Source organism: Paenibacillus sp. CCS19, from assembly GCF_033239625.1.
Classification (GTDB): Bacteria; Bacillota; Bacilli; order Paenibacillales; family Paenibacillaceae; genus Paenibacillus_T.
This window is the reverse complement of the sequence record NZ_BTCK01000001.1, coordinates 413,138-429,482: the sequence shown is the minus strand read 5'-3', so window position 1 is coordinate 429,482 and position 16,345 is coordinate 413,138. Positions and strand designations below refer to the sequence as shown.

The window sequence follows — 16,345 nt, the reverse complement described above, 5'->3', positions numbered from 1 at the left end:
ACAAATCGCCAATATGGTGAAATGCATACGTCGAGAGGAGGTCGCAGAGGATGGCTTGTTTTAACCTAGGGATCGCGAACGATTTCAATGTGTTCGTCTTCACGGATCATACGCAATCATCGGTTGACTCGGAAGGCCGGGTTGCGGTTGGGGGCAAGGCGACTTACGTTAATTATGGGGTCGGCAGTTCGCTGCCGGTATCCCAGACAAGAGACGATCTAATCGTTCAAGGTGAGATCGATATTACATCAGGGACTAACTTCGCGGGCAATACGATCATTTACCCGACGGGTACGGTTACGAATTACACGATGACGAATAACAACGGTGTGCCGAATCAGCCGCTTGTTGGTTCACCAATCGATTTCGATGCTGCGCAGCGCGAATTGACTGCCCTGTCTCTTAATCTGGCCGCTATTCCGCCGAACGGAACGGTTGAAAACAGCTTCGGACAGATCGTATTGACGGGTACGGATCCCGAGGTCAACGTGTTCATGTTCAACGGCTTGAATGTCGACGGCGCAGGACTGCGCCTGGATACTGCGAACGGCATTAATATAATTGCGCCTGCAGGCTCGACAGTCATTGTTACAGTCGGCGGTGAAAATGTCGGGTTCGGCAGCTATACCATCTTCCGCAACGGCGTGAGCACAACGCGCGAGGACGGCGCTCTTATCTTATGGAACTTCTTTCAAGCAACGACAGCCTTCAATCAGAATCTATCGATTACCGGTTCCGTGCTTGCTCCATACGCGGATTGGGAAGCGATCGGCTTCGGCAATATCAATGGCACTATTATCGCTAATTCACTCTCGAATGCCGGCGGAACGCTCGAGGAGCATCATGTTCCGTTCGCTGGCTGTCTGCCAGGCAATATTGACGGGACATCTTCGACAACGACTACAACGACGACAACATCTACTACGTCCACTTCTTCAACGACGTCCGGCGTGCCAACGACAAGCACGACGACTACGGGGAGTACAACAACCTCTTCATCCACGACGAGCTCTGCGACGATATCAACGACGACTGCAAGCACGACTACCGCATCGAGCAGTACAAGTTCAACAACAAGCACCACTTCCTCCACTACAACACCTTTCATTGCTGGACCGAATATTATCGCGAACAAAACAGCGAATGTCACGTCAGCACCTATTGGCAGTACGATTGTATATACAATCCAGCTGACCAATATTGGCAGCGCCGTTGGCGAAGCGATTTTGTCGGAACAATTCCCGAAAGAGGTTAAATTCATACCTTCTAGCCTGAGAATTAACGGCGGCAAATTCAGCGGCGTCGATGTTACCGAACAGGTCATCATCGGCATGATTGCTCCAGGGCAGACGGTAACGGTCGAGTTCCAAGCTTTCGTTGCTGGTTTCCCTCCTGGCGGCATCATTTCGAACAGAGGCAATGTCATTACCGTACCTCCTGGTACTGCTCCAGCGACTTGTACGCCAGGCGTTCCTGCGGTTACAGGGCTTCCCAATGTCCCTGCCATTCCCGGACAGCTGCTTCCCGTGCTCCCAGTGGTCATCCCAGGGTTTACCCCGCTCCCAGGCGAGCTGATTTCTCTTGCACCGCTCGTTACGAATAGCGGCAGAGTCATTCTGGCCAATCCAGTAACGGTTCCAGGCGTAACGCTGCCGCCAATTCTTGGATTAACGCTTCCTGTTGCAACCGGAACCATTCAGCCCATCGTCCTGCAGACCAGCGTTACAGTGCCTAAACCTACGAATGTTCCAGCACCAAACCTAATCGTGTTTCAGCCATTCTTAGACTTTAATCTATTCATCGGCCAGCGTATAACGTATAGCTTCTTCATTGTGAACAATGGTAATCTGCCAGCTGTCCGAACGCGCTTCTTGAACAACGTCGCAAGCAATGCCTCGTTCATACAAGGAACGGTACGCATTAATGACGAGCTGCGACTGATGGATGATCCTAATAAAGGCATCAGTTTAGGACCGATCCCCGTCAACCAAGGCGTTGTTGTCCGCTTTGACCTGCTGATTAATGGGGGAACTTCGCTTACAAACAGCTTTAGCGTAATCGGGGACTTCTTAACGGCGAACAATACGCTGACGCAAGCGACCTTCCGTTCGCAACCGATAACGAATCCAATTCAGCAGCTTGCAGTATCGAACAACGCTAGATTTCTGAAGGTTTCGTCTGTAAGTACGGTGAAAGTGAACGATACGTACAGCTATCGCCTGACGCTTACGAACCTATCTCCGGACATCGCAGCGCTCAATTCCATTCTCTATGATAACCTGCACCCATCGCTTGAATATGTATCCGGCAGTCTAGTGATTAATGGTGTACAGCAAGCGGACCCTCAAGTAGGAATCAGTCTTGGCACCATTCAACCAGGTGCGACTGTAACACTATCCTTCAACGTTAGGGTCATGTTCGAACCGGGCGGCGATATTATACCGAACCAAGCGATTCTGTTCTTTGAGTTCCGCTCGGGAGCCTCTTGCTTCCGCGGCGGCCTGCTCTCCAACCTGAACCGGGTGACGGTTGAGGAAGAAGAAGAATAACGCCTAACAAACACAAGGACGATCGCTGCGAGAGCGATCGTCCTTGTTTTATTTTATGGCTCAATAATGCCGTATTTCGATTTGATTCGATCCAGCTTCTCCAGCATCGGCCTTGCGAGCAGGAACAAGAAGAAAACGGTAGCAGCCGCATGAACGAGATCAAACCAGAAGCCTGACATATAAATGGCGATAATCGATTCCTTCGTATAACTACCGTCGACCATCGATAACGAGCTGAAGTTCATGATTCCACCGTAGATTACAATCGCTGAAAGTCCTCCGTAGATGCACAAGGACAGCTTGGAGCGCCGAAGCCATTGTACACGGAACAGAATCCCTGCCAAGAAGCCTATGATCCCGAAGCTGAACATTTGCCACGGCGTCCACGGACCTTGGCCGAAGAAGAAATTCGAGACGAACCCTGTGACTGCTCCAACCAAGAAACCAGCTTCCGGGCCAAGACTCACTCCTGCGATAATGACAATGGCCAGCACCGGCTTGAACTGAGGCAGCATGAAGAAGGCTGAACGGCCTGCAACAGCGATTGAAGATAGAACGGCTATAACGATCAGCTCTCTCGCCTGCGGCTTGCGATGCTCGAATACCATTGCGAATGGGATAATCGTATACAGAATGATGAGCAGACTGATGAAATAGTATTTGCGGTCATCCATAACGATGATGCCAAGTGCAATCGTTGCCGGAATGACGATCAGAATGAGCAAGGAAGCAAACAACGTACGTCGATTACGTATGCGAGGACTGATCATCGGCTGCTGAAACATCGCTCGATCACACTCTCAGTCGTTACCGCTTCCGGCCACAAATGCCGCGCCATCCGATTGGCTGCCGTCGTATAGAAATGATTGCCTGCGAAGAATGCATTCGTCTCGCTGCTCGCGATCATACCGCCATCGAAGAACATGGAACAAACCTCCCCGTATTGGGCGCAAAACTCAATATCATGCGAGACCATAATGATCGTTACGCCTTGCGCACGGAGCTGAAGGAGAAACTCTCCGAGCTTGCGCTTGAAGAAAGCATCCAGCCCCTTGGTCGGTTCATCCAGCAGCAGAATCGCAGGCTCTAGCAGCAACACCTTGGCGAGTGCCGCCCGCTGCTGCTCGCCTCCGCTCAGATCGTACGGGTGCATGGGCAATAATGACTCAAGTTCCGCGAATGCCACGACCTTGTCTACCTTTGCCTTCCTTTCTGTCTTCGTCAGTTTCGAATCGGATAACATTTCGTACAAATCCAGTTCTACCGTCTTCTTTACGAAGAGAGACTGCGGATTTTGCGGAAGTACGCCTAACCGATTATGGAATAGTTCGCGTACCTTCATCGATGAGGATAGATTTCCATCTACTAGAACCTTGCCGCGATAAGGCTTAAGAATGCCGCTGAGAAGCGACAAAGTTGTCGACTTTCCTGTACCGTTGCCTCCGACGATGCAATAGAACTGTCCTTTTCTTACTTCAAACGACAAGTCCTTAATAATATCCGTCCCATGCTTCTCATACTTAAACCACACATCCTTGAATTCGACTGCGACAGGACTATGACTGATGTCGTCGTTCATCGTGGCTGAGTCAGGTCTGTTAAGAATGTGGGTCGATGGCTGATGGAGCTCTTCCAACCACAGTCGGCCTTCTTTGATCGTTAGCGGTACCTGGTTGCGCGATGTATGGTTCGTCGGCACAGCCGCATGGATACGCATCGGCGCAGGCATTGATGCAAACATCGGGTGTCTCATAGCGCTTAGGGCTTCGCCAACAGCGCGCGGCGTATCGTCAGCGATGACGGCGCCTTGATCCATTACGATCAATCGATCGGCGATCGGCAGCACTTCTTCCAGCCTGTGCTCGCTCATAATGATGGTCGTGCCGAGCTCCCGATTGATTCGGTGCACCGTATCTAGAAACTCCATGGCAGCGATCGGATCCAGCTGTGAAGTAGGTTCATCGAGAATGAGGACAGATGGATGCATCGCCATAATGGAAGCAAGGTTCAGCAGCTGCTTCTGGCCGCCGGACAGCTCCGATACATCGCGATGGAACCAGGTCTGAATCCCGAAGAAGCTGGCCATCTCCGCTACCCGCAGACGCATCGTCTGCTGATCGAGCCCCAAGCTCTCAAGCCCGAATGCGAGCTCGTGCCACACTTTATCGGTAACGATCTGATTGTCTGGATTTTGGAGGACGAATCCTATATCGGATGCTTGCGTACGATGGTCCATATCACGGATCGGCTGGTCCTTATACAGAATTTCGCCGCTTCGCTCACCATGCGGCGTAAGCACCGACTTGAGATGACGCAGCAGCGTGCTCTTGCCGCAGCCGGATCGGCTGGCCCGCGTTACGAATTCCCCGCTTGCAATCGATAGATTCAATTGATTGAGCGCCTTCTTCTCCTGCTCGGGAAAAGCGAAGCTTAAGTCCTTGATACGATAGATTTCCATCTGAGTTCCTCCACGAGCGATAGTATTGCAGGCAGCTTGCACAGCAGCGCATACGCTGCATACACGATGCCACTGCACCAGGATTGCTCCTTCATATGAATCGACGGAAAATAACGAATGTTATTCTCGCCTGTTCCGGCACCGATAAGCACGATTACAACGAGCAGTGACATAATCATCAACATCATCCGATCACGCCGATCCATCCGATAGAGCGAGTAACTTGTTCGGCCTGGAAGACCATATCCTCTCGCTCGCATTGAATCTGCCGTCTCGATCGCATTCTCCATCGCCCATGACGTCATAATGGACAAGATGCGAATGCCATGACGAGCACGTTGGGCGATGCTGCCCTGCGTCACATCTCTGCCGATGCTGCGTTGAGCGACTGAGATGACGCGAATCTGATGCTTGAACCGCGGCACGAAACGAAGCACCATCGAGAAAATAAGCGATAACGAAGGTAGGATCCGGCCGAACAAATAAATAAACTTGTCAGAAGTCATCACCTTGTTATAGCAAGAAAACCAGATCATCACAGTGATCAACATGCAGGCAGATGCGATGCCGTATAGAATGGATTCGCGCGTTACTGGATTTCCGTCTCTCATATAGAACAAGATGGTCACGCCGGCGTGATTAAAGAGCGGGTTAGCAACTGCTAGAAGGATCAACATCGGCATCATATAGAGCAGGTTGAATCGAACCGCACTTCGTCCATTCAATACGATGGAATAAGTGATTGCGCTGACCAGCGCAATGCCTTGAAATATCGGATGCATGAAGAACATGCTGAACGCCAATACAGCTGCGAAATAGCAGAAGTTGACAATCGGGTGATACGTCGCGAAGGAATCTCTTCTCACTCTTCTCCCTCCGTCGCTGTCTGCCCGCCACCAATATCACGGCCGAGATCACAGGTGTACAGCCACTCGATGACATCGCCATCTTTCAACTGATAACGGCTGGCGCCATAGTTCGGAAACCATCCATTGACGCGATACATCCAGCCGCTAAGCTCACCGCAGTCGAACTCATAAATATTGTTAATGCCCTCAATATAATTGCTGTTATAGAGAGGCGTCATTTCGAATTCCATATGAATCTTGGCCTTCTTCATCTCTCGGAGCAGCACATCGAAGACGCTCTCTCCCTCATAGAATGTGACCTTCGTGGCTGGGAAAATGACGCCGTCGTCCGGCAGCACCTCCAGCTTATCCTTGTTGAATAGATCTAAGTGATCAAGAATCGTCTTGCACATGACCGATAAGGTAACCGTGTAGGACTTCTTCTTATCGACGTCCGTATTCTGCGGCTCGACCGGTTTCGGCTTGCCGGCAGGCACCGGTTCGGTTTGGTATTTGTCCTTGTCTGTATCTTTATCATCTTGACTTGGGCTTCCGGCTGTTGGATTGTCCTTGCCCTTGTCTCCAGTCGTTGTCTTGCTTGTCGCACTCGGCTTACTCTTATCCGGACCCTTCTCAGCGGCACCGGTGTCTTGCGTACTCGTTCCTTCTGGCTTACTTGTTGATGGAGTCTTCGTACCAGCAGCTTGCTCTGTCGTTATATTTGTTGGTACTTGCGAGGTATCCGTCTTCGTTATGTCTCGCTCGACGCTAGTGTCTGGATTCTGATCTGTTGTTGCAGCTGGTTCATCTTGCGAAACGTCATCTGTGGATGTTGAATTCGGATTGTCCGCTTGCGATGAATCCGGCGTTTCATCAGACGAGGCGGCTTCAAGCGATACCGATCCTATCGTATCTTTGATCGTTAGATCCGCGGTCGTTCCAGTCGTAGACTTATTGCTGGTGAACGAACCGTTCCCGCCATAGAAGTAAGCAACGGCTAGTACCATTACGATAACGACTAAAGTAAGCCATTTCTTCGCGGACAGCTTCATACGTGATGTACACCCCCAAATAACGAGGCAAGGGCATTCAGTATGCCCTTGCCTCTCTCGTGTTCACTGCATTCTATCCATGCGCTGAGATACATGCAACTTACTTTACATCCGTCATGTCATACAGACTTGTCTTGCCGCCGAGCAGTCGATCGTACGCGACCAGCGCGTACATCGCTTGATCCGCAGCCATCGGATCAGCCATGCCTGGCTGGGCGCCGCCGTTATCATTGCCGCCAGCCTTAATGTGATAGAAACCGCCTTCTGCGGCTGCGAAGCTCATGAGTGCATCAACGACAGAATGACCATTTTTCACGAAACGGGTATCGGTATGCGGGTTGATCCCCAAGCTCGTCAACGCGACGATAACCTGCGCTGCGCTCTCTACGTTGTTCGCATCGTTGCTTGCGAAACCGCCATCCGACTGCTGCTGTGCAGACAACCATGCGAGCGCCTTATTAACTGCGGCCTTAACGTCTGCGTTATCCGTGTAATAGGGTGCAAGCGCTTGAATCGCCATTCCCGTTACGTCTGCGTCCGCAGCCGTGGCGTTCTCTCCGAGAGCCCATCCCCCACCTGCAATCTGACGGTTTAGAATGAACCGGATGAGGCCTTCTCTTGTCGTCTGTGTGGATACACTCTTCACGATAGGGATCTCATACTGGTTGCTGTCTAATGCGATAAGGGCGAAGATCGGACCATTGATTCCTTGTTTGATCAACGTATCGAAGTCAGCCAGCTTCTCGAGCAGATTGTAGCCTGCAACATCGTCCACACTGCGGCCGAGAGCAGACAGCGCCAGAATGACGCGGTCATACTCGGTGTATTTGACACTGTGGAGGTTGCCCTCCTTTTCCTTCAGCGTCTTCTCTAGGTTTGCGTAATACGTGTTATACCAAGAAGCTGGCACTTTCTCGCCCGAACGTGCCAATCCCAGTACCGTCCATTCGCCGCCAAGAGTTGATACGGTAGGGTTCGTCACAGACTTGAGCAAGTATTGTGCGGTTCGTGCGATTTGCTTCTCGACCGCTTGCTTGTGAACTTCAACAGCAGGCAGTTCTTGCTCCGTACCGTCGGACTTGTAGTCATACGAACGCATCGCAACGACAAACGCCATCTCGCGTGTTACGGTTCCAGCTGGATCAAACTTGCTGCCTACGCCGTTCATCCATTGCAGCGCGAGACTAGTCTTCACAGCGGATTGTGCCCATGATGATACTTGGTTAATATCGTTAATATTTAATGTTGTTGATGAAGTTTCTCCTTCTTCAACACCAAACGCTCGAACGATCATGACGGCCATTTGTTCACGCGTAAGCGTATCATTCGGTTTGAACTCGCCGTTATAACCCGTAATGAAACCTGCCTTGTACGCTGCTTCTACATAAGGGCTGTACCATGCTGTCGGCTGGATATCCTTGAAGGAAGTCGTTGCTGACTGCTCTACCTCCAGCTTAAGCACCGCCGCCATCAGCTTCGTAAACTCCGCGCGCGTCACCGATCCTTTAGGGCTCAATTTGCCGCCGCTGCCTTGTACGAAGCCTTTCTGCACAGCATCCTCGATCGATTGCACAGCCCAAGCCGATACTTGTTTCGCATCGGAGAACAATGCGCTAAGCTCTACTTCCGTCGATGCTGCTTGTGTCGTGTACGTAACGAACGAAGTGAAGTGGTTCGTCTTAATGATCAGATCGTCGCCGACTAAGTAGGCGTAAGTGATGAGCTCTTTGCCTGCTGTTGCTTTCTTGCCTTCTTCATCCGAAGCGAACAGCTTGATTTGGGTGAACGATTGATTTTGAATAAAACCAGCTAGTTGTCCCTTCGCTCCCTTGATCGTAAGCGTCAGTGTGCGATCGAACGTATACGAGGAATCTGCCGCGCCCATGAGGAACGCATGCATAATGCTGTTAACCGTTGTGCCTTGTGCCTGTTGGCCATTGATAAGCTTAAGCAGATCTGCACGTGTTGGGTCGATGCCGGTAAACAGTTCTAGGCTCGACTGCCCCGATAAAATCTTCGTTCCCTGCTCAACGGAAAGGGTCAAATTGCCTTTGTTCGCCGTCAGTTGAGGAAGCCCGTCTGTCGACTCTTCCGTATTCAATACGATCTTATGCTGGACATCCGGGATGTTCAGCGTAATCGGCTGCGAAGCTTGTTCCTTGGTCGGCTTCAGCTCGTAATCCTTCTGAAGATCCTTCGGCACGTCAATAACAGCGCCTGGTTGAGTCGTTGATCCTGTGCCAGCACCTGCGCCCGTGCCCGTACCTGTGCCTGGCGTATAACAAGCACCTAGGTCGCAGCCGAGATCCTTCGTGTAGCGCCATGCAACGACATCATTTGCATGGAGAGTGTGGATACCCGCACTATGATTTGGGAAAATGCCGTTAACCGCGTACATCCAGCCGCTGTCCGGGCCGCGATCGAACTCGCTTAGGCCGTCAATGCCTTGCACATAGATCGCAGCGCCCGAGCCCTCATAACGAATCTTGCCCGGCAGCTCTCGCGCCAGAACCGTGAAAGCTGTATCGCCGGCTTGAAGCGCGACCTGCTTCGATGCAAGAATCGTTCCCTTCTGACTATCGCCGTTGACGGACAGCGTCACATAACTTGTGATCGATCCACCGTTGCCTGGGTTCGTCGTAGAAGCTGGCGCAATGACAAGCGGTTTCGTCGAACGAACAAGATTCGGTGCTTGATCAGTCACATAACCAGTTACTTCGACGGTGTACGTGCCAGCTTGCGCAAAGCCGCCGCTGAACGTCGCTATGCCCTCGTTATTTGTTGTGACAGTCGTGCCGCCAATCTTAACTTGCACATCTGCTGCAGCGGATTTGACGATCTCGCTGCTTTGAGCATCATTGTTCCATACGGAGGTGACCTGAGTCACCGCAACAGTGAAGGATTCCCCAGCTTTGGGTTCAGCTGGCGTTACTTGAATGGAATCGACCATCTGGGTGTCGGAACCGGTGTAATAAACGACAACTCGGTCATTCTTCTTCAGTTCAAACGCATCCATGCCAACGGATGGGAAAATCCATTTACCAGCGCGATAGATGTTGAACATCCAGCCATCATAGCCGCCGTATGTACCTGCTACGATATTGTTAATGGCGGATACGTATTTGCCGAACGATGAGTCCGTTACCGCAATTGGCACTTGTTTCTCTGACAGAAGGTTCTGGAGTGCCGCCAGTGCATTCGTGCCGCTTGCACTGCCTTCTGCGATCGGACCTTGCGGCCCTTCTACTTGGATGGATACCGTCAATAGCGGCTTGCCCATCTGGTACAAGCGTCCCTCTCCGCGCACGAACTTCTCGTATGCGGTAAGAGCTTGCTGAGCCTGCTCGGTTGCCATGGCGTCAGAAGCCGCTTGCGGGTCAATGACATGAGAGAATCCGCCATCCGATTGGTAAAAGCTGAACAGCTTATCCAGCAGCGTAATGCCATTCTTCGTAAATTTAGCGCTCGTCGGGTCAATACCGTTGGACGTCAGGGCGATAATCGCTTGCGATACGCTTTCGCTCGAATCGGTCCCCCATGACAAATATCCGCCGTTCGCCTGTTGATTCAAGGACAGCCATTCAACTGCTCGATCGCCTGCGGTCTTCACATCGGCTTGGCTCATGTAAGACGCGAGTGCGGTCAGTGTCATCGCCGTCACATCTGGATCGCTGGCGCCTGTGTTTAAGGCGAAGCCGCCATCCGCCTTCTGACGATCCAAGATCGCTTTCAACAGCTTCGTACGATCCCACTTCGCATCGCTAGGCGTTGTGTACTCACCGCTATCAAGAGCAATCAGTGCAAACACTAAACCATTCGTTCCTTGGTTCTCCATGATGTCGCTGTTGTAGATTCGTTCTACAAGATTCATGCCGTCGTAGTCAGCAGCATCTTGACGCAGCGCAGACAATGCGATTACAAGCCGCTCGTAATCCGTCACATAAGCATACTCAGGGGACTCTTTGATGAAAGCCAGCGAAGGAAGCGTTGATAGATAGCTGTCCGGCACCCTCAACCCTGCGCGGGCAATGGCTACCGCCTGCCATTCGGTGTCGGACCAGCTTGATCCAAGAATCCACTGCGCCGGCCAGCCATATGTTTGCGGCGTTCCGAAATCATACAGGCGATTGCCACCTGACTTGAACGCATTGTAGGCAAGAAGCGCCTGCAGCGCTTGCTCTGTCGCCATGCCGTTCGAAGCAGCCCCAGGCGTGTGCGAGAATGTTCCGTTCGCTAAGCGGAAGCTGAGCAGCTTCTGGACGAGGTTGACGCCATTTTTCGTAAAACGGTCAGTTGTTGGATCGATACCTTGCGAAGTAAGTCCAATGATCGCCTGAGCCACACTTTCGCTAGCATCCGCTCCCCATGAGAGGTAACCGCCATTTGCCTGCTGTTTGAGCGACAGCCACTCTACAGCTTTGCCGATCGCGGCCTGTGCATCTGCTTGGCCCGCATAAGGTGATAGAGCAGTCAGCGTCATGGCCGTGATATCTGGATCGCTGGCACCGCCGCCGAGCGCAAAGCCTCCATCTGCCTTCTGCAATGCAATAATGGCAGCGACGAGCTTCTCGCGAGTCCAGACCGCATCGGCTGGAACCGCGTATCTGCCACTGTCTAGTGCGATAAGCCCATATAGAGGACCATTCAGTCCCTGATTGGTCATTCTCGCATTGTTATAGATCTTCTCAATCAGATTGTATCCGGCGAACTTCGTCGCATCTTGATGCGCCGCCGTAAGACCGATTACCGTTCTCTCGTAGTCCGTCACCAGCGTGAAGGTACCTTTATTCGCAACAAGCGTCTTATATAGACCTGCTGCATAATTGCTAGGAAGCTTCTTCCCTGCCTTCGAAAGACCGACAGCCTGCCAGTCTCCGATCTTCGCAAGGCTGAGCATGCTTTGTGCAGCGCCTTCGATAGCCGTCTGAACTTCTGTAAGAAGTGGATCAGTCGTTGGAGAAGACACATCCGCCAGTTCGGTATTGCTCGATGTATCTTGCATAGACTCGGCTGCTGTACGCGAAGCTGGAACGGAATCCACTTCCGCATAAACTTGAAAAGCTTGCGTGAAGCTCGTAATGAACACCGCAATGACGAGCAGAAGCTTCAATGCCGCTCTCGCAGATGTTCGCCTTAATTTACTTGATAATTTCATCCTATAACGCTCCTCGTAACTAATTAGAATCCGTACAATTACCGATGTTCAAAAACGCAAAAAAGCCGCCCTCGAGGGCGGCTTAATAAAGGTCGAATGTGCATGCTGAAGCCAGCTGCACACTTCGAACCTATCAGATACATCATTTGTATCCGTTACGTCTTTCTTATTCTCACCCCCCGAAGAATAAAGAAAATTCACATAAAGGCAGGTCTCCTGGCTCATGATTCATCGCATCTCTATGCCTTCCCAGCGTCTAAACAACCAGTGGCTTCATATAGAGGTGCTCATCAATTACAGTGGCGGGACCGCGTCGGATTGTAACCGAACTTCCCTTTTAAGCAGACTTGCAAGCAAGGCTGCACCTTTACGGACTTTGTATTCAATTATTTATCCTGTTCATCATACAGACTATTGCATGGACTGTCTATGAAAAAGTTCACAAACATGGTCCCGAAACGACATGCGATTACATTTCAAAATAGCTGTCTCGCTCTATCTTGCACACGCGAAGCGCGTATTTCGAATACCAAGTCGACTTTCCTCGTTCCTGTGCGACACGATGCAGCGAATGCTCCTTCCAGTTACGGATCGCCTCCAAGGACTCCCAGTATGATACTGTAATTCCGAGTCTCTCTTCGTCGCGGTTGCTGCTCTCAACACCAAGAAATCCAGGTTGGCTCGAAGCAAGTTCAACCATCTTATCGGCCATCGCACCATAACCTAGGTCCCCGTCTGTCCGTTCGGATGTGAAAATCACCGCATAATACGGGGGTTGCGGCGTCTTTGCAATTCCGCTCATCGTATTCGTACCTCCTATGGATAGGTATAGAATGGTTGCACAGTACGCTTCGTACAACCTAACAAATCTACCATACGCTATCATCCTATGATAGACAAGCATCCAATAAGTGGTTTAACCTATCGCTTCAAATAAAGAAGAAATCCGTACTAATTATCAATGATAATTTCCCCTTCACCACTCGGTTCCTCGAAGCCGTTAATGAAGGTGGTTAGAAGCTCTTCCGTAATGGGAAAAGCAGCGTTCGCATCGAATCGCTCGCTGCGCACCTTAAGCCGTCGACGCAATTCGTCTGGAGGAACACGCAAGTAAAGCAGCCGCCAGCGTCCGCCGGCTTCTTCTATTAATTGCTTATATCGATCACGTTCACGACGATTCCAGAAGCTGGAGTCGACGATCACATGTTTCTTCGCTTGAATAAGTGCGATAAGTCGAGCAAACAGCCGTTGATGTGCGGCATCTAGCTTCGCTCGATACTGTTCAATCGGATAATCAACCCCGTACCGACCATAAGTCCGCCACACTTCCTCATCGATCGATAGTCGACTATAGCCCTGTTGTTCAGCTAACTGCTGCGACAGTGTAGTCTTCCCTGAACCAGCAATGCCGCACATTAGAATAACAACGGAATGATCGCCATCGCGCTCCCGATCGATAAGTTTCGCTAGATCAAGTGGTTCAGTCATGGTTGCTCGCTCCTTATTCATCCGAAATAGCCAGCTCTATCAGTTTATGGTCTATGATTGCAACTGCACCGATATCTGATGAATATGATATCGCTTACCGTCTGATTCGTCTCCTCGTACAGCTCCCTGCACACGCAATCCCTTGCTGATTCACCGGACTCGATTACGCCGCCGGGCAGCTCCCAGCTGCTGCGCCATTTGTTAAACATCATCAGCGATTTACCCTGGCATCTAACAACGATTAACGCATGCGTGAACGGTGCATCAAGCTCCCTAGTAGATAGCTCTGATTCGGATATCTTAATCAAATCCAGCAGTACATTGCCTTTGGCGTCCGTCACAATAGACATCGTATTTCCCTCCAGTTGCAAGAGTCGTTCTCGCGCTACTTTTAAACACGGATATCGCAGCAGCTCTGCTAGTCAGAATCTACACATTCTTATTTCGAATTTCGAGATGAACTTCCTCTGTTCGCACATCGATAAACTTTACGAGCAGCGAGATTTTGTTATCGGCATGCAGCCGTTCCCAGTAGTAATTGGCAGTGTCTTCGATGGAATCCCATAGCGGCACCTCGAAAGGCTCGCCTACGAACGGTTTCAGAACCCCGTTCTCTTCCGCACGGTACGTATGGATGCAATGTCCCATCCCTGATTTGAACGAGCTGTAATGATAGAATTGCCGCAAACATACTGCCGGATCATTATCATGCGTCTTCAGAATCGAGAGCGTATACGATTGGTTCGCAGTGTCGAGCATTGCAGAGATACGCGGCGTATAGTGCGGCGCATCAGGTTCGAACTCGCGTGTCATCAGCAGCTGTATGAACGTATTTCCTTGTTTGATGCCGTCATAGACGGTATCCGTCTGATCGCCATTGGTGACGATATGCATACCGTTCCAATCTCGTACTGGATAATAGATGATGAGCGACGGATCCTCCATCAGCGTTGGATCGAACGCCGAGTTCTTCACATGATTTCCTTCTCGCTCGAATACGCGGTTGCGGCTGTTCGCACTCCGTCCCATAATCCAGTACACCTGCACATAATGGGCTGCTGACGGTGTCTGGCCAACGATTAACGTTCTTCCCGGATATGGATTGGCGAATAACTGATCTGCTGACAATGTACATAACTCCTCTCGATTAGAAAACAAAAAGAGGCAAAGGGATCAATAACAATCCCTTTACCTCTGCCCAGGCGTCCGGCCGTTAACGCTATATGCTCCCCCATGGTTCCCCATGCTTCGCCAGTCACATAAACGTGTTAAGTTGTTTTTATTCTACTAATATCAACCCAATCATACAACCCTTTTTATCCTAACATCTTATCGAATCTCCCGAACAACATACTCATCAGTTGGGTCGGACCCGGCAAATGCGGATTAAACAAAAGGGTTATGGCTAGCGCTGTCGAGAATAACGTGATTCCCACAACGACCATTCTGCTTTTTTTCTGTTTACACTTCCGTAACTCCATGTATACAACGGCGGCTGAGATTACAATAATGCCGAAGATTGCTGCCGCTTTCAATGATTTTGCCTCCTAATTGAACAGTTAATAATGAACGCTTTGACCAGGCACACCTTGCGGATCTGTAGATTTCCCTGTACTTGTAATGAGGGTATCCACCTTTACCTCCACCTTCATGTTCTCGAGAATGGATTCCCAGTTCTCCTGCTGCGACTTCCATTTCCTTGGGTAATGTCGACGAAACTCGATCGCGAAACCGTAAAAGTCGGTTTTCAATTGTTTCTGAGAAAGCATCAGGGCATCGTTCGCTAATTCAGTAAGCTTATTCTTCCACTGTTTCTCTACCATCGTGTTCATTTGTGGATCGGCAATCGATTTTGACGTTGTATTCAATACAACCTCTCCCTTCGCGTCCACTTTGATTTTCATGCTCCATTTGTTGTTCGCGATCTTCGGAGTCAGCGTAGTCCTCAAGGAGATAAGTCGGATCGAAATAGCTCCTTTGTTCCCTTCTAAGTCTATCGGCATGATGATGTTATTAAGCTGATTAAGGAGTAATAATACGCCAACGCTCATCGGTTCGGTCACCGTTTTCACATATCGATCCTCTTTGATCAAACTAAGGCCTCTCACATAAGGATCGCTTATGAATTTATTTTGTCCTGACGTAGGCGACAGAATGAGCATTCGCGATAGAACGGCGGATCGACTGGGACCTTCAATGCGCTGCGCGAGGTTCAAGACGGTTACGCGCGTTCCCAGCTTCATATTGCCCATCTCCCGCAACGATTCAGCTGAGCTTCGCTCCAGCGGAGGAAGCAGCGCAAGGATGTCCCTTGCTTTCTTATCGGTAGAAAATACATAGGCATGCTCTCGGATTTGGGTATACCGAAGAAAGAAATCAAGATATTGGCGCAATCCTTGTTTAGAGGCCTGTTCGCTAATCACAATGACCTCGCAATGACCCCAGAACACGTTGCGTGAAACTTTACGCTGCAGTCTGTTCATCGCTTCAGCCACATTGCTCCCTACTGCAGTGCGTATCATGGTTAAACCGCTTTGACTGGCTTCGCTCGAAGCGCTTCCGCCCATTCCGCTTCCTGCCTTGCGAGGAATAAAGATCTGAGCGGTCAATTCGACTTGGTCTCCTCTGGTATCGACGCCTGTTGCAAGTATAATGGCCAGATCATTGACTTCTATTCGATCCCAGCATCCCCCAAGTACCAGAAAGCTGAGTAAGGTCAGCGCTTGAGAAGTCCGTTTCCATCTCGACTTTGCAGAAACTGTCTTAGACTCACTCCTTTTACGCTTCTTCATAGG

11 protein-coding genes and 2 riboswitches are annotated in these 16,345 nt (G+C 50.5%); of the genes, 1 reads left to right on the top strand and 10 read right to left on the bottom strand.

Annotation, left to right across the window (positions count from 1 at the left end):
* Positions 1-50 precede the first annotated feature (50 nt).
* The gene (locus SBI19_RS02030; protein ID WP_317964530.1) at positions 51-2,549 is read left to right on the top strand and encodes a choice-of-anchor A family protein; all 2,499 of its coding nucleotides are present in this window, start codon (positions 51-53) and stop codon (positions 2,547-2,549) included.
* Positions 2,550-2,602: 53 nt separating this feature from the next.
* Here the strand turns inward: SBI19_RS02030 and SBI19_RS02025 are convergent, their stop codons facing one another.
* The 10 genes from SBI19_RS02025 to SBI19_RS01980 all read right to left on the bottom strand — a co-directional run bounded on the left by SBI19_RS02025 (position 2,603) and on the right by SBI19_RS01980 (position 16,342).
* A complete protein-coding gene (locus tag SBI19_RS02025; RefSeq protein ID WP_317964529.1) occupies positions 2,603-3,334 on the bottom strand; it encodes an ECF transporter S component in 732 nt (243 codons plus the stop codon).
* Complete coding sequence (locus SBI19_RS02020; RefSeq protein WP_317964528.1) at positions 3,316-5,007, bottom strand: ABC transporter ATP-binding protein; 1,692 nt, start codon at positions 5,005-5,007, stop codon at positions 3,316-3,318. Before SBI19_RS02020 ends, SBI19_RS02025 begins: the two co-directional genes overlap by 19 nt.
* Complete coding sequence (locus tag SBI19_RS02015; protein WP_317964527.1) at positions 4,980-5,873, bottom strand: energy-coupling factor transporter transmembrane component T; 894 nt, start codon at positions 5,871-5,873, stop codon at positions 4,980-4,982. Before SBI19_RS02015 ends, SBI19_RS02020 begins: the two co-directional genes overlap by 28 nt.
* The gene (locus tag SBI19_RS02010) at positions 5,870-6,907 is read right to left on the bottom strand and encodes a DUF4430 domain-containing protein (protein WP_317964526.1); all 1,038 of its coding nucleotides are present in this window, start codon (positions 6,905-6,907) and stop codon (positions 5,870-5,872) included. Before SBI19_RS02010 ends, SBI19_RS02015 begins: the two co-directional genes overlap by 4 nt.
* Positions 6,908-7,007: 100 nt before the next feature.
* Positions 7,008-12,062: an S-layer homology domain-containing protein gene (locus SBI19_RS02005; RefSeq protein WP_317964525.1), complete on the bottom strand. Its 5,055-nt coding sequence runs from the start codon at positions 12,060-12,062 to the stop codon at positions 7,008-7,010.
* 189 nt (positions 12,063-12,251) lie between these two features.
* A riboswitch (cobalamin riboswitch) is annotated at positions 12,252-12,446 on the bottom strand.
* Positions 12,447-12,531: 85 nt separating this feature from the next.
* On the bottom strand, positions 12,532-12,864 hold the full coding sequence (locus SBI19_RS02000) for an antibiotic biosynthesis monooxygenase family protein (protein ID WP_317964524.1): 333 nt from the start codon (positions 12,862-12,864) through the stop codon (positions 12,532-12,534).
* A 149-nt stretch (positions 12,865-13,013) separates the two neighbouring features.
* Positions 13,014-13,550 carry a P-loop nucleotide/nucleoside kinase family protein gene (locus SBI19_RS01995; protein ID WP_317964523.1) on the bottom strand — a complete coding sequence of 179 codons (537 nt, stop codon included), beginning with the start codon at positions 13,548-13,550 and terminating at the stop codon, positions 13,014-13,016.
* 44 nt (positions 13,551-13,594) lie between these two features.
* Positions 13,595-13,900, bottom strand: coding sequence for an NUDIX domain-containing protein (locus SBI19_RS01990; RefSeq protein ID WP_317964522.1), 306 nt, complete (start codon positions 13,898-13,900; stop codon positions 13,595-13,597).
* Positions 13,901-13,979: 79 nt separating this feature from the next.
* On the bottom strand, positions 13,980-14,678 hold the full coding sequence (locus SBI19_RS01985; RefSeq protein WP_317964521.1) for an IMP cyclohydrolase: 699 nt from the start codon (positions 14,676-14,678) through the stop codon (positions 13,980-13,982).
* 61 nt (positions 14,679-14,739) lie between these two features.
* Positions 14,740-14,819: riboswitch (ZMP/ZTP riboswitch) on the bottom strand.
* Between the two features lie 290 nt (positions 14,820-15,109).
* Complete coding sequence (locus SBI19_RS01980; protein ID WP_317964520.1) at positions 15,110-16,342, bottom strand: Ger(x)C family spore germination protein; 1,233 nt, start codon at positions 16,340-16,342, stop codon at positions 15,110-15,112.
* Positions 16,343-16,345 lie beyond the last annotated feature (3 nt).

What these genes read in the sequence shown, in the direction of transcription:
- SBI19_RS02030 (WP_317964530.1), top strand. Translation starts at nt 51, where the DNA reads ATGGCTTGTTTTAACCTAGGGATCGCGAACGATTTCAATGTGTTCGTC.
- SBI19_RS02025 (WP_317964529.1), bottom strand. Translation starts at nt 3,334, where the DNA reads ATGTTTCAGCAGCCGATGATCAGTCCTCGCATACGTAATCGACGTACG.
- SBI19_RS02020 (WP_317964528.1), bottom strand. Translation starts at nt 5,007, where the DNA reads ATGGAAATCTATCGTATCAAGGACTTAAGCTTCGCTTTTCCCGAGCAG.
- SBI19_RS02010 (WP_317964526.1), bottom strand. Translation starts at nt 6,907, where the DNA reads ATGAAGCTGTCCGCGAAGAAATGGCTTACTTTAGTCGTTATCGTAATG.
- SBI19_RS02005 (WP_317964525.1), bottom strand. Translation starts at nt 12,062, where the DNA reads ATGAAATTATCAAGTAAATTAAGGCGAACATCTGCGAGAGCGGCATTG.
- SBI19_RS02000 (WP_317964524.1), bottom strand. Translation starts at nt 12,864, where the DNA reads ATGAGCGGAATTGCAAAGACGCCGCAACCCCCGTATTATGCGGTGATT.
- SBI19_RS01995 (WP_317964523.1), bottom strand. Translation starts at nt 13,550, where the DNA reads ATGACTGAACCACTTGATCTAGCGAAACTTATCGATCGGGAGCGCGAT.
- SBI19_RS01990 (WP_317964522.1), bottom strand. Translation starts at nt 13,900, where the DNA reads ATGTCTATTGTGACGGACGCCAAAGGCAATGTACTGCTGGATTTGATT.
- SBI19_RS01980 (WP_317964520.1), bottom strand. Translation starts at nt 16,342, where the DNA reads ATGAAGAAGCGTAAAAGGAGTGAGTCTAAGACAGTTTCTGCAAAGTCG.